Raw genomic sequence first — 24,387 nt, 5'->3', positions numbered from 1 at the left:
GTTGTCAGATGATGCCGTGGCGATGGTTTTGCCGTCCGGGCTGAAACTCACACTTAAGACTAAGCCTTGATGCCCTTGAAACTGATTACGTTCTTTAATTTTATCAAGAATACTATCCAAAGCAAAAATAGGGCTGATAGCTGGATATTCTTCTAAAGGGCGACCATTTTTTACCAAAGTTTTTAACTCTTTCCCACTCTGCATTCCTGCCACCAACGATTCTAACTCGCCTGCATACTCAAACTGTCTTAAGACGTTAGTACCTGCCCGTTCTAATTCCGTTCCCTTTTGTGCTTCTTTTTGTGCTGCTTCTGCTGCTTTTGTTGCTTTCTGTGCTTGTGCAAGTTTTGCTTGCGCTTGGTTGAGGGTGGTTTGGGCTTGTTGAGCTTGAGATTCTGCTTGCTGTTGTTTTGTCGCTGCTTGTTGTAATTTTACTTCAACAGTTTTTACTTTTTCGCTTGCAGTTTTAATTATTTCCTGTGCTAGGGCATTTTTCTCTTGTAATTCTGAGGCTTTCTGGTTTACCTCTTCCAAGTCTATTTTAGCAGCCAGTAAGTTTTGGTTTGCCTGTTGAGTTTTTTGTTTTGCTAATTTTGATTCTACTTCTGCGGCTTGCTGATTCTTCTGCGCTGCTTGAAATTTTTGCTCTGCAACTTTCTTCTTAGTTTCTAATTCATCCGCTTTATTTTGTGTTACTACCTGTTGCTTTTGTGTAGCTTGCAAGCGTTGAGTTACTTGATTGTAATTGGCTTCAGCAGTTGTAAATTTATTTTCTGCCACTTGTTTTTTATTTTCAGCATCTCTAGCCACTTGAATTTGACTAAATGCATATCTTGATGATATACCTGCCAATAATAATAGACATACCGCTAAACCAGAACTCACCATCAACCCCATCCGCCCTTGGCGAATTTGTCGCTTGGCTTCTTGTTGAGCATCAACTAATATCTGTCTTGCATCTTGTTCACGCTTCAGCTTCTCTTCTACTTGCAAGCGTTGTTCTCGCTCTCTAGCTAGTTCTGATAATATCAGCTTCTCCTCTGCTAGCAAGCGTTGTTCTCGCTCTCTAGCTAGTTCTGCTAATATTTCATTGCCCTGTTGTTGGCGAATGAACGACACAAGGTAATCATGCACCAATTGATAACGGTCAGCCGGAGATTCTGGTAATAGCAACACTAACCTTGATGCCACAAAAATCTCTAAGACCAAATCTAGTTTATCAACTTCTGCTGGCAAATCTGCTGCTAACTCAGCACGAGTCTTCAGGGGACGAGTATCATTTTCATCTGTGAGTAAATATAAGACCAGTCGAGCAACCTGTTCATTCTCCAAACCACAATCATGAATGACTTCTTCTAAAAATCGCTCAACCAGTTTTTCTTTAGTGCCAAACTGACGATACTTTTCTAAAGTTGTAATTTTCTCAGTTTGCAATTGCGTCCCCACAATTTGTAACTCAATCGGGCGTACCTCCCCCAACTCACCTGCTAAATCCCGCACTAATTGCTCAATCAATATAGGCTCTAAATAAAAATGAGAGCGTGCTGTTAAACTCTGCACAACAGCTTTAGCATCATCTGGCGAAAAGTTACCCAAATAATAGCGATTAGTTTTATCGAGAATATTATTATTAATTACACTCAAATCAAACAGACGGTCTAACTCTAATAAATAATGTAAATAATCTTCCCGTAAAGATAGAATTACTTTGACAAAAGGAATATCCAGACAAATTCGTAAAAACTCATAAAATTCTCGTCGTTGACCCTGGTCTGGATAAACAAAGAAAAACTCCTCAAACTGGTCAAACATTAAAACCGTCAACAAATTTCGGTCAGCATTTCTCTGCAATTGTTCTAAAATAGCGGCTGAAGAATCAAGATTAACAGATAATTGAATACCTCTAACTTCCTCAAATGCCTTAGCCAAACTCCGCCCCAACATTCCCACCCAATCTGTATAAACTCGCAACAGAATAGGTAAAGCATCTCGCTCACCAATTGCTTGCTGTTGCAGTGCTGGGATTAACCCACCCTGCAAAATCGAACTTTTACCCACTCCTGACTGACCATGAATTACAGTCAATTTATGCTCAGTCCCGCCAATTCTTTCTCGCAACCGCTTCACATCTTGTCCCCGACCAGAAGCGGCAATTTCTTCAGCAATGGTTTCAGGATTTTCTACTTGCAATTGTGCAGAATTAATTGCTTGTCGCTGCGGGTTGAGATAAGATGCACCAACAAAGGCGCGGAAACCATATTGCTGTTCAATTTGTAATTGTTCTTGCTTACTCTTAAAAGCATCTAGATATTCACCTTGTTCAAAGTAGAGTAAACGCAACCTTTCTAATATAGATATATATAATTGTGGGTTGTACTGATGATTACTTTCCAGCTTTGCAGTTTTTAAACTATTAATCGCTACTTGATATTGACCTAAACCTTGTTGAGATTTTGCTAAAATAAACCGATGCAATCAAAATTCATTTGATTGAAGATTAGGGATATCAGCTAATATTTGCAATGCTTGTCCAGCAAGTTGATTAGCTTCTTGCCAGCGTGACTGTTCTAAGGCTACTTCTGCCAAAAAACCATAATCTTTACCCAACTGCAACGGCGTGCCATAATTTTGATGTAGCGGCAGAGATTTTTCCACAAGGATTTGCAACTCTGACCATGCTTGTAAACGTCGTAGCACTTCACCCAGTTTAGTAATATGTTTTGCAACTAAATCTGAACGTTGTGCTTGTTCAAAAATCTCAATCGCGTGCTGAAAGTAATTTCTCGACTCTTGCCAATAGCGTTGATTTTCTGTCTGATTTTTTTCCGATTGGCGGTTATAAGCTGAAGCAATATTAACGAGTAATATACCTTGTCGCTCTAAATAATTACTTTGTCGCCAGAACTCTAAACTTTGTTGATAATGTGATAGAGCAGAATCTATCTGGTCATGTAGATAATCATTTAAACCAAGCAAAAACTCTAAACTTGCTTGAAGTGCTGCTTCTAATACTTCTCCTCGATTTTGCAAATCTTCACGGGCGGTTTCTAGTTCCCGGCACATTTGGGAATTGGGCGTGATATTACCAGCAAAGATTTCATCAGTTTTTTGCTGAAGGAAGTTGACTAACTCATCGGTAGGGTTTTCAAACTCAATAATAGTTGCCCAATTCTCTAAATCAGTTGCTAATCGAATAAATTTTTGCAGAACTTGGTCATTAACCCACAACAATATCGGAAACGGGAAGTTCTTTCTAAACTCCTCCCGTACTTGATTAGCTGAAGTCAGAACTGTATCAATATCTTTAACCGACTCTAAACCAAAAATCATCAACGCAGGTGGCTGTTCATCTCCCAATTGTTCGCGTATATTTGTGTAAAGCGTTTTGACTGATGCAGGTAAGGTAATTTCGCGAATGTGTACAGGAGATAATTGGCGCAGGCGTTCTACCATACGCTGACGTAAATCAGCATAGTTACAGCGCAGTAAAATCAGCGAAAATGCTTCCTGAGAAAGGGTAATTGTTCGCACCAGAGTTTGCAATGAATGCTCATTGTCAAAGGCTAAATTTTCTGGCTCTTGCTGATTACTCATAACATAAAGCAGTTTTCTTTTGCATGAAGTATAAAGCTACGGGTTTTGAGGCAGGAGGCAGCAGGCAGGAGGCAGAAAGGACGATTTCTGCTAGTTGTAAAAAGCTGTAGTTGTGAAGATGACAACTGACACGGCTCCCGCACTTGTTGATGTAGCTCCCGCACTTGCTGATGTAGCTCCCGCACTTGTTGATGTAGCTCCCGCACTTGTTGATGTAGCTCCCGCACTTGCTGATACGGTTCCCATAATTGCTGACCAGAAAGAAAAAGGTACAAGCCCCGAAATTTATTTATGGGATTCAAAATTTTTGACTTTTGACTTTTGACTTTTGACTTCCCCAAAGGGGCTGACGCCTCTACTGCCGATTTATAACCTAAATTCCTTGGCTTCTGCCAAAATCGGATTGATATCAAACCACGAACCATCCTCATTCCGGTATTCAAATACAAACATACTGCGGAGCAAAAGTTCGTATCTTTCGTGACCTCTCAAGTTTTTCTCTTGCGCTACCTCACGTAGTAATTCCCATTCATCAGGCGTAATTGCCAAAGTTAGCTCATTGCGGCGTTGTTTAATCACCCTATCCACACACTCCCGCGACAAAGGTGGGTCTTCTTGCTGAAGACAGCGAAACAATAACATTAACAAGTTACGCAAATGACCACCGCTAACTTGGCAAAGTCGCTCTAAAGTATCAGGACTATCAAAAACCTCAGTAATTAAATTTCGACTTTGTTCCCAACTAACACCAGGAAAAGCCCTGGCCATAACCATCTGTTGCAGCAGTACAATTCCGTGTGAGAATTGCGAACCATCTTGTAATTCCACAGGAACCATCGGCAAAACCTTCGGGTCTACGCCAAAGCGATTTGTTAACCTTCCTAAAGCGTTGGAAAAAATCAACACTAACGGAATGGTATAAACAACATGACAATTTAGCTGGTTTAACTGTTCGCCCCGTTCCACAAAGAGATATTCTGGCTGATAATGACCGGAAGGTTTTTGAGAATTATCCACTCTGTCGAGATTATCTATAATTACCACTAGTCCTTTTTTACCCTGCTGCTTGAGTTTTTCTCTAGCAGGCTTGAGCAATTCTTTGTTAATTGATTCTAAAATGCCGTTGGTGCGCGGTTCTAAATATTGCCGTAACTGAGAGCGAAGTTTGGGACTATCTTTAGTTTTAGCGGTAATCTTGGCAATACCTACAGATAATTCCGCCTCAACGCCTATATCTAGGGGCGTTTGCAAAAACTCAGAAATTTCCGTAAACAGATTTTTAAAGTATCCTGGTTTGAGGTTAATTTTGATTGCTTCCAGACTTTGACTAACCTCACGAGCTACTGCTAATAAAATATCTGTAACATCAATATCAGCCATATCCAGGCTTTGGCTAGACTCGAAATAAACCACATGAAATCCCTGCTGCTCTAACTCTGCCTTTAGCCGCAGTAATTCAGTGGATTTGCCACAACCGATATGTCCGGTAAACAATTGACAAGTGGGTTGCTCAGGTGAAAGGCGGGTGATAGTTCGCCCAAGTTCCTCAATAATCTTGGCACCACGCACTTTAGAGAAATCAATATAATATTGTCTATCCTCCGGTTTGCTCACGACCAGAGTTTTACTGGGGTTGCAAGCTTGAAAAAACCTGACTAAATCTAGTTTCATCACAAATTACCCGAAATCAGCCTAAGGCTCTTGCCCATTTCAGTGATTATACAGACGATAAAGCGGCTATTTCGGAAAAAACTTCTTCAGATTGAGTGATTATTTTTGTCTGTTTAATTAAACAGAATTCAGATCAACCCCACCCCCAACCCCTCCTCGTAAGCGAGGCTACGGTGTATACACAAGTCTGAAATAGCTGATTAACCTTTCCAATGTTCGGGTGGTTAAAGATTTTCCGGTAGGATGGTTGTGCGATCGCCAGAAGAATGAGTTTAATTTGGTCTACTAATTTTTAATTATGATAAGCGTTCTTCTTGTAATTGTCTGTCTATATCCTCAGCAGTTCGAGAAGGGTGTCTCCTACGGCTTTCTTCTATAATGTCCAGTACAGAACGATATTTAGGTTCAGTTTTTTCTGGTAAAATCACAAATACATCAACGCTATCGCCTATTTCAGCTTCTGGAATTTCAATTTCTATTTTGTTTCCTGGTAAAACTTTGGTTGTGATACGTAAAGCTGATTGCATGGTTTTCCCTCAACATTAATTAATACTGTAGGCAAGATTGTTCTCTTCTATATTCTCCTACAAGCCATAAAGGGTAGCAGTACTCTCATCTATTGCTATTTCTTGTTTTTCGCTAAATGAATAAATAATCTAATAAATAAAATTAGAACTATAAACAAATTTCTCGCTGTGTCTGTGTTGTTATCAGACATAGCTTTCATCTTGTTCATCTCCAGAATTGTTACGGAGACTTTTAGTAAAAACTATAGCATTAAGTAAAACTGGTAGAATGCGCCCAAATAACTAATGATGCTGCGATCGCTTAACCAGATTGCCGCCAATGTGTCGGTGCTTCGATATAATCAGGTAGGCGAGTGGTGCGATCGCCAAGCGCCTCTCTAATCTGGTGCAACTCTAAGTTTTTCGCTCCTGTCAAAATAGTCCCTTCCAGTTTTACATCACTGAGATTAGCTTCTGAAAAGTTAGCCCCCATGAGGTTTGCCTGAGTCAGGTTAGCTTGATAAAAGGTTGCCCTATACAGGTTTGCTCCAATCAGATTAGCCTGATATAAGTCAGCTTCAGTTAAGCTGGCTTCCGAAAGGTTGGCAAAATAGATTTCTGTTTGGTGGAGTTTGGCTGCATTCAAATTAGCCCCAGAAAGGTTAGCTCCATTTAAGTTCGCCCCACAGAGATTAGCACCAATTAAACCCGTTTGGCGCAGGTTGGCTTTACCCAATTTTGCTCCTTGCAAGTTAGCTAAAAATAACTTTGCTCCAGAGAGGTTAGCAACTTTTAAGGTCGCTTGTTGTAAGTTAGCTTTATAAAGGTTCGCTCCCTGTAAATTAGCTGCACGCAGACTTGCACCACAGAGGTTGGCTGAACGCAGGTTTGCTCCAGAGAGGTCAGTACGATTCAGGTTAGCCCAACAAAGGTTGGCTCCATATAAACTAGCTTTTAGTAATTTGGTTTCATAAAGAATCGACCTAATAAGTTTAGCGCCAGTAAGGTCTGCTCCACTCAAGTCAGCCCCACGTAAGTCAGCCCCACTCAAGTCAGCCCCACGTAAATCAGCTTGTTGCAGGTTAGTTTTTAGCAGGTCTGCTTGTCTAATATCGGTGTTACGTAAATCAAGTTTCTGATCTTTTGGGTCTTCGAGTAAATTACGCCTACCGATAACAGTAAGGGCTGCTTGAATATCAGTGCGTATTTTTGGAAATTCTTCATGGAGATTTTGCTCTACCTGCGGTGTCAGACGCGACCCACTTCTACTCTTACTTGAGTAAACTGCTCCTTGATATTCCGGCTTTTGTTGCTCCCCTTTTTCGTACTGGATGGGTGCATTCTCTCGCACAAAGGCTGTGAGAATTTCCATAATTGTCCAGTGTTCTTGAGAAAAATCCTGAGCAACTCTTTCTAAAGCATAAATTGCGCCTGTCCGAGTTTCAACCTTTTCATGACCAAGCTGGGCAATTGCGCCCATAAAGCGCTCTGCAATCAATCTGTCTTGATTGAGTTTGGCATTTTGCAGGCCAATTTCTAAGTTTTTCTCAGATGCGATCGCACTCTTGTGCATCGCTTGGGCACGCCTTGCTGCATAATAAGTATTAAACATTGCTGCCGATGCCAGAAAAACTATTGCAGTAGTTGTTAAAGCTTGGTTTCTATACTGGATTTTTTCTTGAATTGACAATTCTTTAATACTAGACAAGGCGAAGAAAATTACAGTCAACGAGCAGCCAAATATAACTGTTAAAGTTATCAACCAATTCAACAGAGCGTCTGTCTTTTTAGAAGACATGGTAAAAATTTTCCTTACAACCTAGAATTATTACTTAGATGTTGAGGAAAAATAGTATAGCATTTAGCAGAAAATTATAATAGGTGTCAAAACACTCATTGAACTAAGCAATGATATCGAATATACTTTTACATCACGACATCAAGAAACCACCATTCCAAATCAATAAAACGCTTGTGCTACAAGAATTACGAATTTCCCTGAAAATAGGAAATGGGGAATAGGGAAAAAACCTCATTGCTTGCATCCTACTCCTTAATCCCGTCCCCTTACTAAGAGTATGGGAGACAAAGCTACGCTTTGGCAGGGTAAAGTTTTTAAGGTTGAATCAGTAATCAAGCGGATATGATATTATTCAGAGAATTTGATTTCTCTGAGGTTTGCGCCATCAAGTATGGCGTTATTGAGAATTGCCCCATGCAAGCTAGCTAAATATAAACTAGTACGATGCAGGTTAGCTCCAGAAAGGTTAGCTCCAGAAAGGTTAGCTGCACTGAGGATTGCTCCTTCTAAGTTCGCTAGATATAAATTAGCTCCTTCTAGATTAGCTGCACTAAGTATTGCCCCCGCTAGATTAGCTTTTCTGAGATTAGCCCCAGCTAGATTAGCTTGATAGAGATTTATCTGTTGTAGATTCGCCCCTTTCAAGTTTGCCCCTCTCATATCCGTGAAGCTCAAATCAAGTTGCTGATTTACTGGGTCTTTGTTTGCATCTCTTCTGGCGATAACAGTCAGCGCGGCTTGAATGTCTACACGAACTTTTGTTGACAGGTTGCTCGTTACTTCCTCTTGGGGCATATAAGGAGCATTTTTTCGTACAAAAGTAGTAAGAATGTCTACGATCGTCCAGTGGTATTGTGGATGACTATGGGCAATTTGTTCTAAATCATTAATTACAGCTACAGTGGTTTCTATAGTATTATTTCCAAGCTGTTCAGTTGCTATTCTTAAGCGTCTTTTTAGCGAATAATGTTGATTTTGTTTAACTTGTTGCTGGAAAACAGGTATCCACAAGAATATTTTCGATAGCTGAATGTGATTTTTTGATAAAATATTTTTCATGGCATTAAAAGCATTAATAATTAATGAAAATAAATTCAAATACCTATTTTTGATTGAATTAAATATTCGTATCTGCTATTGTTTGATATATAGTTAATGCTAAAATATCCTAATGTAACCAACAAAATATAAAATCTAACTTTCGAGTAACTAGATATAAGCATACAGACTCTTACCGTTTTCAATAATCAGTTGTTTTCGCTAGTCTTTAGTCTTCACTGACAATTAACGCTCATCATGATGATTTTGGTTTATTTATAATCATTGATTAAATAAAAATGACTATTATAATTCAGCAAAATATACAACCAATAGTTAAAAAAGTGGTGTTAATTGGTGGCGGTCACAGCCATGCTATTGTTATGAAAATGTTCGGTATCAAACCGTTAACAGGAGTACGTTTAATACTGATTACCACAGCATCAGAGACAGCCTACTCTGGGATGTTACCAGGACACATTGCCGGATTTTACAGCCATAATGAATGCCATATTGACTTACGACCCTTGGTGAACTTTGCTCAAGCACAATTATATATTGACACGGTAGTTGCCCTTGACTTGAGAAACAACAAAGTTCTCTGTGCTAACGGACTTGTGGTAGATTTTGATGTGCTGTCTATTGATATTGGCAGCACTCCGGCTACAATATCTGTATCAGGTGCGGCAGAATATGCGATCGCAGCTAAACCAGTATCGCAGCTATTAGAGCATTGGCATAAATTAGTTGAAACCGTAGGTAAAAATCCTCAAGAACCAATTAGGATTGCGATCGTAGGTGGAGGCGCTGGCGGTGTAGAATTAGCGCTATCGATGCAATCTCGTTTACATCGGATTTTGGATGAAACTCAACAACCTATTCAAAACCAAGAAATTCATTTATTCCAGCGTGGACAAGAATTGATGCCCAATTATCATCAATCAGTGCGGCATCAATTTCAGCACATTTTAACTGATCGAGGTATTAAGTTACATCTGGGAGAAACTGTGTGTAAAATTGCACCTAAAACCCATAATGAAGCTAAAGAAGTATTTGAAATAAAATGTAAATCTGGTTTGACAGTAGAGTGCAATAAAATTTTTTGGGTAACACAAGCATCAGCACCCGAATGGTTAAAAAACGCTGGACTAGGAACTGATGAGCAAGGTTTTATTTTGGTAGAAGACACGCTGCAATCTCAAACGCACCCGCAGGTATTTGCATCTGGTGACATTGCCACAATGGTAAATCATCCACGCCCGAAAGCTGGGGTATTTGCTGTTAGGCAAGGTAAACCTTTATTTGAGAATTTGCAGGGAATTTTATTAGGTAAGTCACTTAAACCTTATAGGCCACAGAAACAATATTTGAGTTTAATTGGTACAGGAGACAAACGAGCGATATCTACGATGGGCTACGCCTACGCAACACGAGGCACTTTTATTTTACCACCCCACAAACTCTTATGGTATTACAAAGATTGGATTGACCGCCGCTTCATGGAACGCTTTCGCTTTGAATAATATCATGTCTGGATAATTTAGTTGCGATTCCCACAGTCATTGCACCCCTCCCCGCAAGCGGGGAGGGGAGACAAAGCACAGATTTGGCGGGGTGGGGTTTTTCAAAGCTGTTCAATTAGCTCAATAATTTGTTGGTAATACTGGATATTTCCTTCTTGGTAATATAAGTCTGCGGATTTCTGGAAATCGGTAATTGCTCCTTGAGAATCTCCCAGATTTCGGTAGACATCTGCCCGGAGAATGTAAGCTGAAGCCCAATTAGGCTGACGCTGTAAGGCTTGGTTTAAGTCTGCAAGCGCTCCTTGTAAGTCTCCCAACAAAGAACGGCTACGACCCCGATTGTACCAGTCTTCGGCAAAGCTGGGGTCAAGCGCGATCGCTCGACTGTAATCTTCTATTGCCCCTTGATAATCTTCTAGGGCATAGCGAGCATTAGCGCGATCGCTGTAAAATGCAGCAGATTGGGGATTGATTTGCAAAGCTTGGGTGTAATCTGCGATCGCACTTTCATAAGCTTCTAAAGCATAATGTGTAGAACCTCGGTTATAATATGCTTCAATTAAATCAGGATTAATTTTTAATGCTTGATTATAATCTGCGAGCGCTCCTTGTTCATCCCCCAAAAGACGACGAGCATTTCCCCGATTGCAATACGCTTGGGAAAAATCAGGAACAAGCTTTATGGCTTGAGTGTTATCATCAATTGCTCCTTGTAAATCTTGCAGAGCTTCACGGGCAATACTCCGACCATAATAAGCTGCGGCTAAGTTATCATTAATTTGTAATGCTCGATCGTAATCTTTAATTGCTCCTTTATGATCTCCTACAGAACGACGAGCCGCCGCGCGATCGCAATATCCTTCAGCTAAATTAGGATTGAGTTGTAAAAGGCGATTGCTATCTTCAATTGCACCTTGATAGTCTCCCAATCGGCGACGAGCATTTGCCCGAAAGCCGTATACTAAAGCTAAAGTCGGGTTTTCTTGTAACGCTTGGTCATAATCTGCGATCGCACCCTGATAGTCTTCAAGAGTACTACGAACCAGACCTCGCTCACAATAAGCTTGCACATCATCAGGATTCAGCTTTAATGCTTGGTTAAAGTCTTCAATTGCTCCGTGATAGTTTTTGAGGTGAGCAAGCACCAGACCCCGATTATAGTACGCTCCAGCAAAGTTGGGATTGATTTTTAGGGCGTGGTTGTAATCTGCGATCGCCCTTTGATAATCTGCTAAAGCGTAGTGAGCATTACCTCGGTTATGATAAGCTTCCGCCAAGTTAGGATCTAATTGTAATGCCTGGTTATGGTCAGCGATCGCTTCCTGATAATTTCCTAAAATCTGGTGAATATTGCCGCGATTGCTGTAAGCTGCGGCAAAATGGGGATACCATTGTAAAGCTTGCTGAAAATCTGTGATCGCACCTTGATGATCGCCACGTTCAAAACGAGTTACGCCCCGATTATGATAAGCATTAGCAATATCAATATTGATATTATCAGCTAATTGGGTACTCATTTCTATTGTTTGAATATAATCTGCGATCGCTTTGTCGTAGTTTTCTAAAGCAAAGTAGGCATTCCCTCGGCTGTGGTAAGATTGCGCCAGATTAGGATCGATTTGTAATGCGACGTTATGATCTGCGATCGCGCCTTGATAATCGACTAGAAAGTAACGAGCATTAGCCCGGTTGTAATAGGCTATGGCAAAATTGGGATTGATTTCGATGGCGCGATTGAAGTTAGCGATCGCATTGCGATAATCTTTGAGTTGACTGCTTAAAATCAGCCCTCGATTATGGTAAGCTTCGGCATAGTCAGGATTTAACTTGATTGCTTGGGTGTAAGCTGCGATCGCAGCTTGATAGTCTCCTTGCAAATTGTGGTTTAATCCTTGGTTGAAAAAATCTTCAGCATTCATATAACTTTTTTGGCTTTTGACATTTTCTAGCCTAAAACATTAGGATTCTTAACGATATGTTTTAAAAATCATTCCAACTACTATTGTGCCTGTCGCAAGGATTTTTTTAATCTTGCGAACGGGTTTAATTTATTTAAAAGCAGATCGCCTAGACTGATGAAAGAGAGATAGTTGCTACATGAGCGTATGGTATGCTCCTTTGTAAATAATTACTGTTAGTATTAGCCATGAACCCTGAAGCCGTTGAGCGCAGCTTTCTCACACCTCTAACTTTTATTCAACGTAATGCTAAAGTCTATAGTCATAAAGTTTCTATTATATATAATCAAAAACGCTTCACTTACAGGGAATTTGCAGAGCGGATAAATTGTCTAGCCTCAGCACTGCATCATGCTGGACTTGAAAAAGGCGATCGCGTCGCTTTTTTTTGTTTCAATACTCCACCCATGCTGGAAGCCCATTTTGCTGTGCCTTTAACAGGAGGTATTCTAGTATCTATTAATACTCGTTTAGCTCCCCAAGAAGTTGCTTATATCTTGAATGATTGCGGTGCTAAATTTCTCTTTATTGATACAGAGTTAGCAAATATAATTCGACCTATTCAAAATAGTCTAAAAACTGTTAAATATATAATCAATATCAGTGATATTGAAGGATTTGAACCTATAGATGGAGAGGATTATGAAGCATTTCTCCAAACTGGTACTCTTACTCCTTTATCTTGGGTAATTACGGATGAAATGGATACGATTTCTATTAATTACACTAGTGGGACTTCTGGGAAACCCAAAGGTGTAATGTATTCTCATCGCGGCGCATATATTAACTCTTTAGGAGAAATAATTGAAACAACACTAACACCTAACTCAGTTTATTTATGGACTCTGCCTATGTTTCACTGCAATGGTTGGTGTTTTACTTGGGCGGTAACTGCTATCGGTGGTACTCATATTTGTTTGCGTAAGTTTAACCCCGCTAATATTTGGAAGTTAATTCAACAACTTGGAGTAACTCATTTAAATGCTGCACCTGTAATTTTAATTTCTCTCCTCAATCATCCAGACTGTCCGCAATTATTAGCAAAACCTCTAACTATTACTACAGCAGGCGCACCACCATCACCAATATTGATTGAAAAACTTACTAACATTGGCGCAAAAATTATTCACGTTTATGGTTTAACAGAAGTTTATGGCCCATATAGTGTTTGTGAATATCAATCAGATTGGAATAATTTAAATATTGAAAAACAAGCAAAACTTATGGCACGCCAAGGCGTACCTTATATCGGTGCAGATGGTTTGCGAGTTGTAGATCAAAATATGAATGATGTCCCGGCGGACGGTGAAACAATGGGGGAAGTGGTGATGCGGGGAAATATGGTGATGAAAGGCTATTATAATGACCCAGAAGCAACCGAAAGGGTATTTAGAGGAGGATGGTTTCATAGCGGTGATTTAGCAGTAATGCACCCTGACGGTTATATTGAAGTGCGCGATCGCATCAAAGATATCATCATTACAAATGGGGAAAATGTCTCTAGTATTGAAGTTGAGCAATGTCTTTACCGCCATGAAGCGGTGTTAGAGTGTGCAGTTATTGCTGTACCTCATGCCAAGCGTGGTGAAGTGCCAAAAGCTTTTGTTACCCTCAAAGAAAACGCGCAAGTTACAGAACAAAAATTAATCCAATTCTGCCGCCATCAAATTGCTGCTTTTAAATGCCCTACGACGATTGAATTTACTACTCTGCCAAAAACTAGCACTGGGAAAATTCAAAAGTATCTGTTACGAGAGAAAGAATGGATAGGTTATGAAAAAAAGATTTATGGCAGTTAGTTGCGATATCGAAATTTACTACCAATTTTACCCGTTTGTTGCCCCTGATGATGAGCGTAATTTGATTTTCGGGCAGTGGTTAAATCAGGATGAATTAACTTTTACAAAGTCGGGTATCTGCGGCTTGTAATACTCAAGAATAATTCAGGATTACTATATCTTGGATAACGGAAGAGTAGGTATAGACATCATATAGTTTGCCTTTACAGATTTAGTTTGTGTAATTTCAAATTTCCACTCTGAAGAATAATCAGGAAACTCATAACCAACACTCTTAATATGAGCCAACATCAACTCATCTCGTTGATGCCAAACAGCAAATATTTTTTCCCTGCCATCATATAGCGTTTCTAGGTCAATTTGATAAACATCATTTACTCGTTTTAGCTTCAAACCCAACAAATTTAATAGTCGGCTGAGTATTTTTATTGCCGAAACCTGCTCTTTCTCTCCAATTAAATTAATACCAAGCGCTCTTTTAATATGCTTACTATGCTGGAAAGCGATATTTTTTAACAATATCAAATCTTGATCGTTCTCAGTAAATTCTCGTGTTAATTCAAGAAACTGAAGCATTCCTAAAGCTCTCATAGCTTCAACTTTTAGCGTGTAAGTTTTTAAATCTGGTAAAAAAACTTTCCCTTCACCCCAAGACAATTGCTGATGCCATTCTTGCTCGTCTCTGACATGAAAATACTCGCTCTCGTGAGTTAAATAATAGTGAATTAACAGTTGACGATAATATCCTTGTTCATCCTGCAATTTTAGCCAAGGAGTAATTTCTATACCATACCTTTGTGTAAGAATATATTTGTTGATTTGGTTGCGTTCTCCATCCGTTAGGGAATGCTTAACTAACATCTGCTCATATTCCATATAATTGATATCTTTAGCATTAGCTACAGCAGTTGCTATCGATAGTTGATTTTGTTGCTTAATCTCTTTAATTTTGCGTTTAATTTCTTTAGCTTTTTGACGACTTTGTGCCCAATCTTTTTGAACTTTAACAATTTCTAAAATTAACCTTTTACGAGTAGCCAAATCACCTGCATCAGTTGCCAAAAAAGCTAGGCGTAAATCTCGAATAATATTATTGTTAACCGCATTACTCCGCACCTGAATTTTATGTCCATCATCAATTAAACCGTCTTGCATAGATTGCCGATAGAGGCGAATCGAAGCATTTACTCTTGCAGATAGTTTTGCCCAAGTTCGCAAATGAATTGGGTCATAAACTAAAGGTAAATCCACATCTATTTTATGTAGGGGACTCAGCAAAGCTAAGTTTTCTTTTTGATTTTCTTGATACCAATCAGATAACAAGCGATAATTTGTACTCCCACTACCTATTAAACCAATACCTCGTTTAGCGCACCAGACAACACGCGGCACATCATCCCTAACTCTTGCTAGCGCTTGTCTTGCTTCCGAGTCAGGAATTACCCCTTGAAAAATTCCATAAACTCGGTCAAAATGTTGGACATCAATACTAATTCCTGTACCAAGGCTAGGGGTAACAAAAACGCCGTCATATTCAGATATTTTTTGATTAATCGCTGCGATAAAATCAACTGCTGCGTGACCCGGTGTGTTTATAGTGTGACTACTAACTACCAGAGTTTTAGGATATTGTCGCCGTAATTTTTGTAGTCGCTCTTTTAGATAACGTTCAATTGTTTCACAACTATAACGCCCAGCCCGACTATCAGTAGTAACATAACATTTACGTCCTGCAAGTAAATCCAATTCTAGTTGGTGAATTAGGGGTGTTGGGTTTGGCGAATCATAAAAAGTCACGTCCCAACCTTGTTGAGGCTTCCACTGATTGAGAATTATCCAAGGTGTTAGTTTAATTCCTGCTAATCCTTGTAAATATTCAAGAGAAACATCTGATAAATCAGCATCTTGGGCAATTATTAACCCCCCGCTTGTTAAAACTGTCGCAATGAGTTGCTGGAATAACTTTAATATTTTTACCCGTTTATGCTTACAAGTATTACTATTTAGCAGATGCCATAAAGATTGCTCTACTTCATCTAAAATGACTATTGCCCCGCGCCAATTTTCCGGGTTAAGTTTCCAAATCGAATCAACGCATAAGCCGAGGGATTGTTGAGCAAAGGGAGAGCGGAGAATCGGAGGAGCGGGGGTAAGTGTTTTATCAATCTTTTTCTCCCCATCTTCTTTATGTGTTCCCCATTGAATACCAATTTTTTCACACAAGAATCGTCCAAGTAAGATTCTATGAGTAATTAATAAAACAGGTTGATTTTTAGTTTTCGCTTGCTGAACAACGCCTTGTAGTGCTGTAGTTTTCCCCGTTCCTTTTGCTGATTTTACGCCTACTAATCCAGAGGGAGGGAAAGGTATTTCACCTATATAAGGACGGTTGAAGGTGAGTGCAGCAGGAATGCTTAACTCGGTGTGGGGTTTGGTTTGAGCAAGATAAATCTCTAAATCAACACCTTGGCGATAAACTTTCTCGAAACTACTTGCACCTTTAGTAACAATAAATTCATCAACCCCTTTTTCCATTCCTGGAAGTTCGATGACTTTAACCAAACAATTTTTTTGCTGGAATAAACAACCAAGTTGAGAAATAGCATTATTTACAGCAGCAATTGTCTTGGGTTGAGTTTCAAAATCAAAGCAAATGTAAAAGCTGCGTTTTGTAATTGCAAACGCTGCTAAATCGGGAATTAGCTGACGACGGGTAACTTTACCAAATTCATCTTTCACAACCCGATAACCACTGGTAATTCCGGGTATGGCAATAGCTACATATCCTTGTGTCAACAACGTGGCTGCTTTTTTTACACCCTCGCAGATGATCAGGGGAATGTTTTGTTGCATCACCCATTGCCAAAAGCCCCTAGCTTCACCATCATCAGTAATAGTGATATTGTCAGGCATGACCAGATTGTAACGCCCAGCGACTTGCTGCCACACTTGCAAAGTTACCCGCAAACAAAACACTCGCGTTGGCGTGCTGGGTGGATGCTCGTACTTGATGGACTTCCCATTGTGATTTTGTCGGGGTTGGTTTGGCTTAAAGCATCCCCATTCCATCATTTGCCAATTATTCAGAGGGTCTAGTCCCGAACACCACCAACCACCTTCAGTGATGTGAGCATAACGCTGCAACCAACTACTTTTTACCATTCCGGTATTGGTACGGGGGAGTAGTTCAGAAATCAGCAGGTACTCATAAGCTGTTACGCCTTGGAGTGACCTAAAATTGAGATGCACTAAGTGTAAGTCTATACCACTACTCTTGACTAATTCTTTAAGGTGTTGGGGGTGTAAATAGTGCAGATGCATAGGGAAAGCCTCGAAGGGAACACAATGAGATTAAAACACTAACATGCATCTACTTTTTTTTAATACGCGAGATTGCGAGGCTTTTATGATGCTTTTTTTACTTCCCTTTTGGAGGCACATCGGTTATAGAGTTAGTGGGTTATTCTGCCTATTAGATCGCTGAAGTAATAATTTTGTATTGTGATATTTGTTCGCTTTTAATTTTTATTTATCAGTAAATTTCTGCGTTAAGGAATGTGATCGCTATATGTATCGCTATGAGGTAATATATTCATCAAGTTTAAAAAAAGCTTGACACTGAGCCTTTACCTCTACCACACCTCATCTGTGAGATCTGACCTCTATGAATAAAGACAAAAATGCTCGCACTACAGAACCCTTTAACCTCGCTTTAAAGGTTTAAGATAGCCTTGAGTGTTAACTTATCTTTGCGATCGCAGCTAGTACAGATACCTTGACGTAACACTTTTACTCAAGTAGTCACGGTAACTCCAAAAGCTGATTGGAGGTAAAATAAATAACAACTTTCCAAATGAGTTCAATCTGCTTTATAAACAGCCCCTATTCTATAAACAAAACTGCACACAGAGAAATTAAATCGATGACGCACTGATGACATCCATGCCAACTTCTGATTTTGCACTAACAATTTCATGTCATTATAGACTTGATGCTTAGTAATGTGTAATACCAACAAAGAGCCTCGTGGCGATCGCACATCCTCGACTATTGCCTACTGAACTCAATGCTGCTTGATTATGCGATCGCTATAAATCATCACCATTTGACGAAATACCTCATACAGATACTTTGAGAAATGGTATTAACATCTGGCTTTGTCAAAATTCCTAAACGCACAAATAATGTTAAAAAATAAGAACATCTTCCGCAAACTACTGTTGAGAAAGTTTATTTTCTATATGAGTAGAGTGGAACTTATTTAGTAAAAGAGGGATCTAGTTAGTTTGATTATTAACTATTCACTCTTGGGGGAGGCAATTAATCTCCAGAAATGACAACATATTTTTAAACTGTAACATTATGTGGAAATCAAAGTTAATATTTAAATTAATGCTGTCGGCTGCGGGGCTCGCCACTAGCGTGCAGCTAAATTCAGTGAGTGACTATACTATTGCTGAAAGTGCATCTTCCAATCCGACTGTTGAATCTGGGCAACAAAATCAAGCTTTAGAAGATGCCAAAGTTGCTATGACAGGAGTTGGCATAGGAGCGATCGCAGGCTTACTCATTTCTGGTTTATGGTATCAGAAACGTCGTTACCGCAAAATCCAGTCACGTGCCAAAATAAACCGCTTTCGTGAAGAGTTTCTCTGCGGCTCTTTAGCAGATTATTACTTATCTAATTCTAAAGCGAATTCTTCGCCTACAAATTCTCGGAAAACTTTACCAACACCAACTAAAGAAGAATCCCCTAGTTCTGAGGAAACTTTTGTAACGCCAACGAAAGAAGAAATATCCGATCCCTCTACTTCTGAAACAAATAATCTAGCAGCAGAACCTACGCCAGCCGCACTATCTGATTCCTTATCTGACTGCTACCACAAGTTAATCGAGGAAATTGTTAATACTGACCTCAAAGGTCAAATCAGTTCTAAAGAGTATATATATCGTCAATTAGTAGAAAATGTGAGCAGTGATAATGGTGAAGTCTTTGAACGCTGTTTGAGCGATCGCTTGCATTCCACTCAATCTGAACTACATAAAGTAATAAATTCTCCGAATTTATTCCAAAAAGAGATTCCTGAGTTAAAGAAAGCTCGTTTAAATCGTACCTTGAAAGTATTAGAAAGTATTCAAGGGGAATGGGAACAAATCCAAAAATAAAAGTGAAATACTGAACTAAACTGACTACAGCTGCCCTGAGTAATACTACTAAAAAATCAATCGTTTGGCTGAAACATCAGCCAAACGATTGAAGTTAATCTCAAAATTAAAAATCGCTAACCCGCTAAACTAAGCTACGACAGCCTCTTTCGCGGCGTACAATACCTCAGCATTAATTCCTTGAAACCGCGATCGCAATTAAATTTATTGGTGCTGCACTAAATTTATATTATGTTAGGTGAAATCATTGCTAAATAGCAGGTAAAACTTCTAATTCACTAGGATGAGTTAAAACCTTGTCTAATAGCTCACTGAAATAAACAACTTGATAATTCGGTGTAAGTTCTGTTTGCAGTTGCTTCCACAGACTAATTCCTTCTTCTTCAAAAGCCGCTTCAGCTTCTGCACTCAAATCTGGTGAGTTAGCAGGATCTTGCCAATTTAATGTTTCATTGTAAGCAGATGCCCATTTTCTCAAATGGCTAATGGTTTCTTGACTGAGGGGCAGTCTTGCTGGATCGATATTACCAACTTTATCAGCATCTGCCCACCATAAGGGATCGCACCCATAATCAGCCATTAATTTTATCTTTACTGCCATAGCTCTTCAGGTGAAATTATGGTAACGAGGCGGGATTAGCTCCGACTATATAACCATTATCGCCTATCGTCACTGCTATGTATTGTGTTTGTCCATTAAAAATTACTTCATAGATTTTCCGGCGAGGTTCTATTGTTCGTTGATAACTCAGAAACTTTCCTCTTGTCACAGCAGCCATAACAGCATCCGGGATTTCATTTTCGGAGATTCCACGTCTGGCAAAGTCCTCTTGATGTCTCTCTAAGATGTGCGCTAGTCCCCTTCCTCCTCTACCAGCTTTGCCCTCTTCTAAAAATACGATTTTGCCATCAGCTTGCTTGGCAATCTGCACAACCTTTTCTGGACTGTGCTTAATACCAGCCTGACACAGTGCCGTAAACAATGCCGCTTTGTCATCGTTCATATTTAATTTAGTTATTTTAAATAGTTATTGAGAGAAATATATAAAAAAAATTAATATTAAATCTATGATATCTCATAATTTAATTTTTATCACTAAAGCAAAAAAATGGGGTAAAGAGTATACATAACTCCTCACCCCTCAATCTTCTAGATTAACCGCTAATCTAAGCCCCAACAGCCTCCTTCGCAGCGTACAACACCTCAGCATTAATTTCTTTTAAACCGCGATCGCGGGCAAATTTCTCAGTATTACGCTTCACTTTTCCACGAACAAATCCCGGAATCTTATTCAATTCTGCTTGACCATCTTTTGTCCAATTCAAATCAGAATCAGCAGAAATTCCCCTAGTAATAACTTCTTTGGTATCATGACCGCCGAAGATTTCTAATAGGTGATCTTCCATTCCCAAAGTGAAGGAATTGTAGATCAAATCTGTAATCTGATTCGTACCTTCGTAACCCATAAATGGTTTGTAACCAATGGGGAAGTTTTGGACGTGGATTGGTGCAGCAATTACGCCGCAGGGAATATCTAAACGCTTACCAACGTGACGTTCCATTTGAGTGCCGAAAATGGCAGAGGGTTCGACACGAGCGATCGCATCCCCAATTGCACCATGATCTTCGGAAATTAGCACTTCATCGCAATACTCGCTAACCTGTTCGCGGAACCAATCTGCATCATATTTACAGTAGGTTCCAGCCCAAACAACATGAATCCCCATTTCTCGCGCCAGAATCTTGGTAATGGCGGCGGCGTGGGTATTATCACCAAAGACTACAGCTTTTTTGCCAGTCAAGTTTTGACAGTCAATCGAACGGGAGAACCAAGCAGCCTGAGAGACATGTAAGGTTTGCTCATTGATGAAGTCTTCATAATCAACTTCTGCACCTTGAGCGTTAATTACCTGCTGAATCTTGCGAATACAACGGGCAGTTTCCACTACACCCATTGGAGTAATGTCTATATAAGGTGTGCCAAATTGTTCTTCCAAGTAACGGGCTGTGGTCAAACCGAGTTCGCGGTAAGGCACTAAGTTAAACCAAGCTTGGGACATCTTTTTCAAGTCGTTCACTGAAGCACCTTCAGGAATTAAAGTATTTATCTCAATTCCCAAGTCAGCCATCAGCCGTTTGAGTTCGGTGCAGTCGTGATTATTGTGAAAACCAAGGGTGGTAGTACCGATAATGTTAACCGAGGGCTTTGCTGTTTTGCCCTGTGCCAATTCGCCCCGCTTCCGGGCTTTTTCGATGTAATATTGGACAATTTGATCCAAAGTGCGATCGGCAGCTTGCAGTTCGTTGTAGCGGTAGTGGTTCACATCCGCCAGCATGACATCTCCTTTTGCTTCCAACTGCGCCCGTTCGACAAAGTTGTGCAAATCCTCTTGCAAAATGCTAGAGGTGCAGGTGGGAGTTAACACAATCAAATCTGGGTGTTCCTCGGCATCCTTGCGGACGATGTTATCTACCACCTTCTCTTGGGAGCCGCGTGCTAAAACGTTGCGATCGACGACACTGGTTGTCACCGGGGTAAAATCCCTCTCCCGCGATAGCATAGAGCGCATGACATTAAAGTAGTCATCGCCAAGTGGGGCGTGCATGATCGCATGAACATTTTTAAAAGAGCTAGCGATTCGCAGAGTGCCGATGTGGGCTGGGCCAGCATACATCCAGTAAGCTAATTTCATGTTTGTGTGTCCCTTTTAAACTCAAATAACTAAGTAAGTGGGCGTAAAAAATATAAGATAGAGCTTACCACCAACCCCTTCGTGCAATCGCCCAGCGTGCCCTTAGCAGGGAAGGGGAGAGGTTTGGAGAGAGGTATTATCTTTGAATTCAGCCCATCTACTTATAAGTACTTGATTATTAAATCGTTTCTGATTTTCTCAAACCTGCTGGCTGAAAAAAAATAAGGTTTGTTGCGGGTTTTAGGTGAGGCGATATAGCTGAAACCTATTTAATGCTTGGGATGCAGCTATCAATTTAAACAATATTGCTGGTGATTTTGGAAAAAAATCTTAATATTCAAGTAAATTTGTTGATTTATCTCTCATTCCCTAGTCAATTGCGTTTTTACTTAATTCGCTAGGATGTACACAAGCTAATTTTCATAACAATTATGGTGAAGACACCCTCCCAGCTTTGGACAATTCCTCCTTTGGAAAATGGCGATAAACTCACCCGCTACGAATTTGAGCGTCGCTATAATGCCACCCCTAACCTAAAAAAAGCTGAATTAACCGAAGGGATTGTCTATATTATGCCTGCTGCTTTGCGTTTCCGAAGTCACGGTCAACCGCATGGTTGGATTATTGGTTGGTTAGTTACTTACGAAGCTGCGACTTCTGGTGTAGCGTTGGGAGTTGAACCTACCGTCCGCTTAGACTTAGATAACGAACCTCAACCCGATGCTGTTCTGTTGATTGAACCAGAAGCAGGAGGTCAAACGCGGCTGAGTGAAGATGATTATATTGAAGGTGCGCCAGAGTTAGTTGTGGAAATTGCTGCTAGTAGTGCGGCTATTGACCTTCATGGCAAAAAACAGGCTTATCGTCGCAACGGTGTCAAAGAATATGTTGTTTGGCAAGTTTTAGACCAAAAATTGACTTGGTTTTTTCTTGAACAGGGTGAATATCTAGAATTAGTACCTGACAATGAAAGCATTTTGCGAAGTCGGGTATTTCCAGGGTTGTGGTTAGCGGCGACGGAGTTATTAGCAGGTAATATGCAGGGGGTGTTGAAGGTTTTACAAGCAGGTTTGCAGTCTGCTGAACATGGAGATTTTATCAAGAAATTGAGTAGTTATTAACCCGTAATAAATCGGGAAAGTCTTTTAAGCAATTAAGTTTGCACACTAAATTCCTCTGGATCTACACCCCAATTTATCCAGCGAATCGCTTCACGCGCTGAGTTCATACTTGGTGGAACTCGCAAGGCATGAATAAAGCTTGTGCTAGGGCAAGTCATTTTTAATAAATAAATCGGCTCTATATCCACATTGTTATCAATTTTTAATAATGTATATTCTTGCCAATTATCTAATTCAATAGCTTGTAATTCTTGGCAAATTCGGGCGTAACCGATACCCTGAATTAATACTCGCCGTAGTTCGGCATTTTCTTCTGTTAAAATCCATTGAGATTGCCAGTGTTGCGGGTGGACTTTACCGTATTTTTCAGGCAAGGTTACACCGTGGTAGGAGTAGAGGCTATATCCATCTGTAAATTCAATGGCTGGTTCGCCTTCAGCGTGGAGGCGATTTTGATTATCAAAAGATAATTTTGTGGGGCGCTCACAGATGACTACTAGACTTTCTGAACAAAAAATTAAGCCACAATATTCAGCTACATCCTGTACAGCTTGCAAATGTCTTGCTGGATAAGCGCAATTTAAAACAGAAGTACAAAAATCAAATAAACAGCTATAAGCTAACCAGTATTTTGGTTCAAAAGTATTATATCCATCTATTTTAAATCTTTTGTCTACAGTTAAATATTTTATAGAAGAATATAAATCTATTAATATCTCCTGGTCAATATTAATAGTATGAAAAAGGTTTGCCGAAATTAAGTTCCAGATAGATTTTCCAAGTTGATTGCGAAACTGACTTGAAAGGTAGCTATCTAGTTCTCCTCTTGGTTCTATCCATACACTAAACCTGCTATAAGATATAACAGTACGAGGACTATCAATAAATATAATCTCAGGTTTAGCTAAATCATTTAAAGCATAGGCTTTATTTATCGATTTTACAGCTTTTTTCCTATTTATTCTCTCAGTTGAAAGCGCGATCGCTCTCCACTTTTCCCGATAAACTGGAATCAAAGCCTCTTGCTCAGGCGTTAGCTTTTCAATCAGCGACATAACGCCAACCTTCAGGCTCGTATTCCCGCTGAATTTTCACCATCCAGTCACCTTGGGGAATAGAAATAGCTTGATGCTCCTCATGAGCTAGCAATGCCGAGTCTGAAAAGACACGCAAATAAAGTGTGCTATCTTTCTCGTATAATTCTGCCTTTCCCTCAGTAATGCAATGCTTATGCCCTGTAACTTCCCCTTCTGCCAAAGTTAAGTGAGGTATTTTTTGTCCTTCAATTTGCTGCACAGGCAGTAAGATTACATCGCCTTGACGAATCGGTTGCATAGTTTTGCTTTCCTGACATGGGTACAAACCCCACTTCGCTTTTGCTCTCAAGTTTGGTTTAATTTTGGCACAAGCTTTATGAAAGTGGGCATTGGGGAGAATGAAAAATTTTACATCTTTCGCCTCTGCTATTTGCTCCCTTGCTTCCCCATTCCCTATTCCCCATTCCCCATTCCCCATT

18 protein-coding genes and 1 pseudogene are annotated in these 24,387 nt (G+C 39.9%); 6 read left to right on the top strand and 13 right to left on the bottom strand.

From position 1 onward, the window contains the following. Together ACFE93_RS26955 and ACFE93_RS26950 are read right to left on the bottom strand one after the other, a co-directional pair. A pseudogene (locus tag ACFE93_RS26955) lies at positions 1-2,475 on the bottom strand (hypothetical protein); the annotation flags it as partial. Further along, the gene (locus ACFE93_RS26950) at positions 2,476-3,594 is read right to left on the bottom strand and encodes a hypothetical protein (protein WP_375477927.1); all 1,119 of its coding nucleotides are present in this window, start codon (positions 3,592-3,594) and stop codon (positions 2,476-2,478) included. Between the two features lie 118 nt (positions 3,595-3,712). Between ACFE93_RS26950 and ACFE93_RS26945 the strand changes: the two genes are divergently transcribed. Continuing rightward, on the top strand, positions 3,713-3,919 hold the full coding sequence (locus ACFE93_RS26945; RefSeq protein WP_375477925.1) for a hypothetical protein: 207 nt from the start codon (positions 3,713-3,715) through the stop codon (positions 3,917-3,919). Between the two features lie 41 nt (positions 3,920-3,960). Here ACFE93_RS26945 and ACFE93_RS26940 read toward each other — a convergent pair whose 3' ends face one another. The 4 genes from ACFE93_RS26940 to ACFE93_RS26925 form a co-directional block, all read right to left on the bottom strand. Next, on the bottom strand, positions 3,961-5,265 hold the full coding sequence (locus ACFE93_RS26940; RefSeq protein WP_375477923.1) for a P-loop NTPase fold protein: 1,305 nt from the start codon (positions 5,263-5,265) through the stop codon (positions 3,961-3,963). A gap of 296 nt (positions 5,266-5,561) precedes the next feature. After that, complete coding sequence (locus ACFE93_RS26935; protein WP_375477921.1) at positions 5,562-5,792, bottom strand: hypothetical protein; 231 nt, start codon at positions 5,790-5,792, stop codon at positions 5,562-5,564. A 301-nt stretch (positions 5,793-6,093) separates the two neighbouring features. Then, entirely contained in the window at positions 6,094-7,569 is a 1,476-nt protein-coding gene (locus tag ACFE93_RS26930; RefSeq protein WP_375477919.1) for a pentapeptide repeat-containing protein, read from the bottom strand. Between the two features lie 351 nt (positions 7,570-7,920). Further along, a complete protein-coding gene (locus tag ACFE93_RS26925; RefSeq protein ID WP_375477917.1) occupies positions 7,921-8,631 on the bottom strand; it encodes a pentapeptide repeat-containing protein in 711 nt (236 codons plus the stop codon). Between the two features lie 290 nt (positions 8,632-8,921). Between ACFE93_RS26925 and ACFE93_RS26920 the strand changes: the two genes are divergently transcribed. Continuing rightward, entirely contained in the window at positions 8,922-10,133 is a 1,212-nt protein-coding gene (locus ACFE93_RS26920; protein ID WP_375477929.1) for an FAD-dependent oxidoreductase, read from the top strand. A gap of 101 nt (positions 10,134-10,234) precedes the next feature. Here the strand turns inward: ACFE93_RS26920 and ACFE93_RS26915 are convergent, their stop codons facing one another. Continuing rightward, positions 10,235-12,052, bottom strand: a complete 1,818-nt coding sequence (locus ACFE93_RS26915; protein WP_375477915.1) for a tetratricopeptide repeat protein — start codon at positions 12,050-12,052, stop codon at positions 10,235-10,237. 227 nt (positions 12,053-12,279) lie between these two features. Here ACFE93_RS26915 and ACFE93_RS26910 point away from each other — a divergent pair, with 227 nt between their 5' ends. Both ACFE93_RS26910 and ACFE93_RS26905 read left to right on the top strand, forming a co-directional pair. Continuing rightward, the gene (locus tag ACFE93_RS26910; protein ID WP_375477913.1) at positions 12,280-13,890 is read left to right on the top strand and encodes an acyl--CoA ligase family protein; all 1,611 of its coding nucleotides are present in this window, start codon (positions 12,280-12,282) and stop codon (positions 13,888-13,890) included. Then, positions 13,880-14,020: a hypothetical protein gene (locus ACFE93_RS26905; protein WP_375477911.1), complete on the top strand. Its 141-nt coding sequence runs from the start codon at positions 13,880-13,882 to the stop codon at positions 14,018-14,020. Before ACFE93_RS26910 ends, ACFE93_RS26905 begins: the two co-directional genes overlap by 11 nt. Before the next feature lie 23 nt (positions 14,021-14,043). On the opposite strand, the gene ACFE93_RS26900 is transcribed toward ACFE93_RS26905, so the two are convergent. Further along, positions 14,044-17,211 (bottom strand): plasmid replication protein, CyRepA1 family, encoded by a 3,168-nt coding sequence (locus ACFE93_RS26900; RefSeq protein ID WP_375477909.1) that lies wholly within the window; start codon positions 17,209-17,211, stop codon positions 14,044-14,046. Between the two features lie 1,116 nt (positions 17,212-18,327). On the opposite strand from ACFE93_RS26900, the gene ACFE93_RS26895 reads away from it, so the two are divergent. Next, entirely contained in the window at positions 18,328-19,056 is a 729-nt protein-coding gene (locus tag ACFE93_RS26895) for a hypothetical protein (protein ID WP_375477907.1), read from the top strand. A gap of 250 nt (positions 19,057-19,306) precedes the next feature. On the opposite strand, the gene ACFE93_RS26890 is transcribed toward ACFE93_RS26895, so the two are convergent. The 3 genes from ACFE93_RS26890 to bchB all read right to left on the bottom strand — a co-directional run bounded on the left by ACFE93_RS26890 (position 19,307) and on the right by bchB (position 21,750). Further along, positions 19,307-19,657 carry a hypothetical protein gene (locus ACFE93_RS26890; RefSeq protein ID WP_375477905.1) on the bottom strand — a complete coding sequence of 117 codons (351 nt, stop codon included), beginning with the start codon at positions 19,655-19,657 and terminating at the stop codon, positions 19,307-19,309. A gap of 16 nt (positions 19,658-19,673) precedes the next feature. Next, complete coding sequence (locus ACFE93_RS26885) at positions 19,674-20,060, bottom strand: hypothetical protein (RefSeq protein ID WP_375477903.1); 387 nt, start codon at positions 20,058-20,060, stop codon at positions 19,674-19,676. A 163-nt stretch (positions 20,061-20,223) separates the two neighbouring features. Continuing rightward, positions 20,224-21,750 carry a ferredoxin:protochlorophyllide reductase (ATP-dependent) subunit B gene (bchB, locus tag ACFE93_RS26880; RefSeq protein WP_375477901.1) on the bottom strand — a complete coding sequence of 509 codons (1,527 nt, stop codon included), beginning with the start codon at positions 21,748-21,750 and terminating at the stop codon, positions 20,224-20,226. 431 nt (positions 21,751-22,181) lie between these two features. Here bchB and ACFE93_RS26875 point away from each other — a divergent pair, with 431 nt between their 5' ends. Continuing rightward, on the top strand, positions 22,182-22,871 hold the full coding sequence (locus tag ACFE93_RS26875) for a Uma2 family endonuclease (protein WP_375477899.1): 690 nt from the start codon (positions 22,182-22,184) through the stop codon (positions 22,869-22,871). Between the two features lie 32 nt (positions 22,872-22,903). Here the strand turns inward: ACFE93_RS26875 and ACFE93_RS26870 are convergent, their stop codons facing one another. After that, entirely contained in the window at positions 22,904-23,926 is a 1,023-nt protein-coding gene (locus tag ACFE93_RS26870) for a DUF6745 domain-containing protein (RefSeq protein WP_375477897.1), read from the bottom strand. Beyond that, positions 23,913-24,387: hypothetical protein (locus ACFE93_RS26865; RefSeq protein WP_375477895.1), on the bottom strand; the 475-nt coding region annotated here is incomplete at its 5' end. The genes ACFE93_RS26870 and ACFE93_RS26865, both read right to left, overlap by 14 nt.

This window comes from uncultured Nostoc sp. (genome assembly GCF_964247315.1).
Classification (GTDB): domain Bacteria; phylum Cyanobacteriota; class Cyanobacteriia; order Cyanobacteriales; family Nostocaceae; genus Nostoc.
The sequence above is the reverse complement of the archived record's forward strand: the minus strand, read 5'-3'. Positions and strand labels throughout refer to the sequence as shown.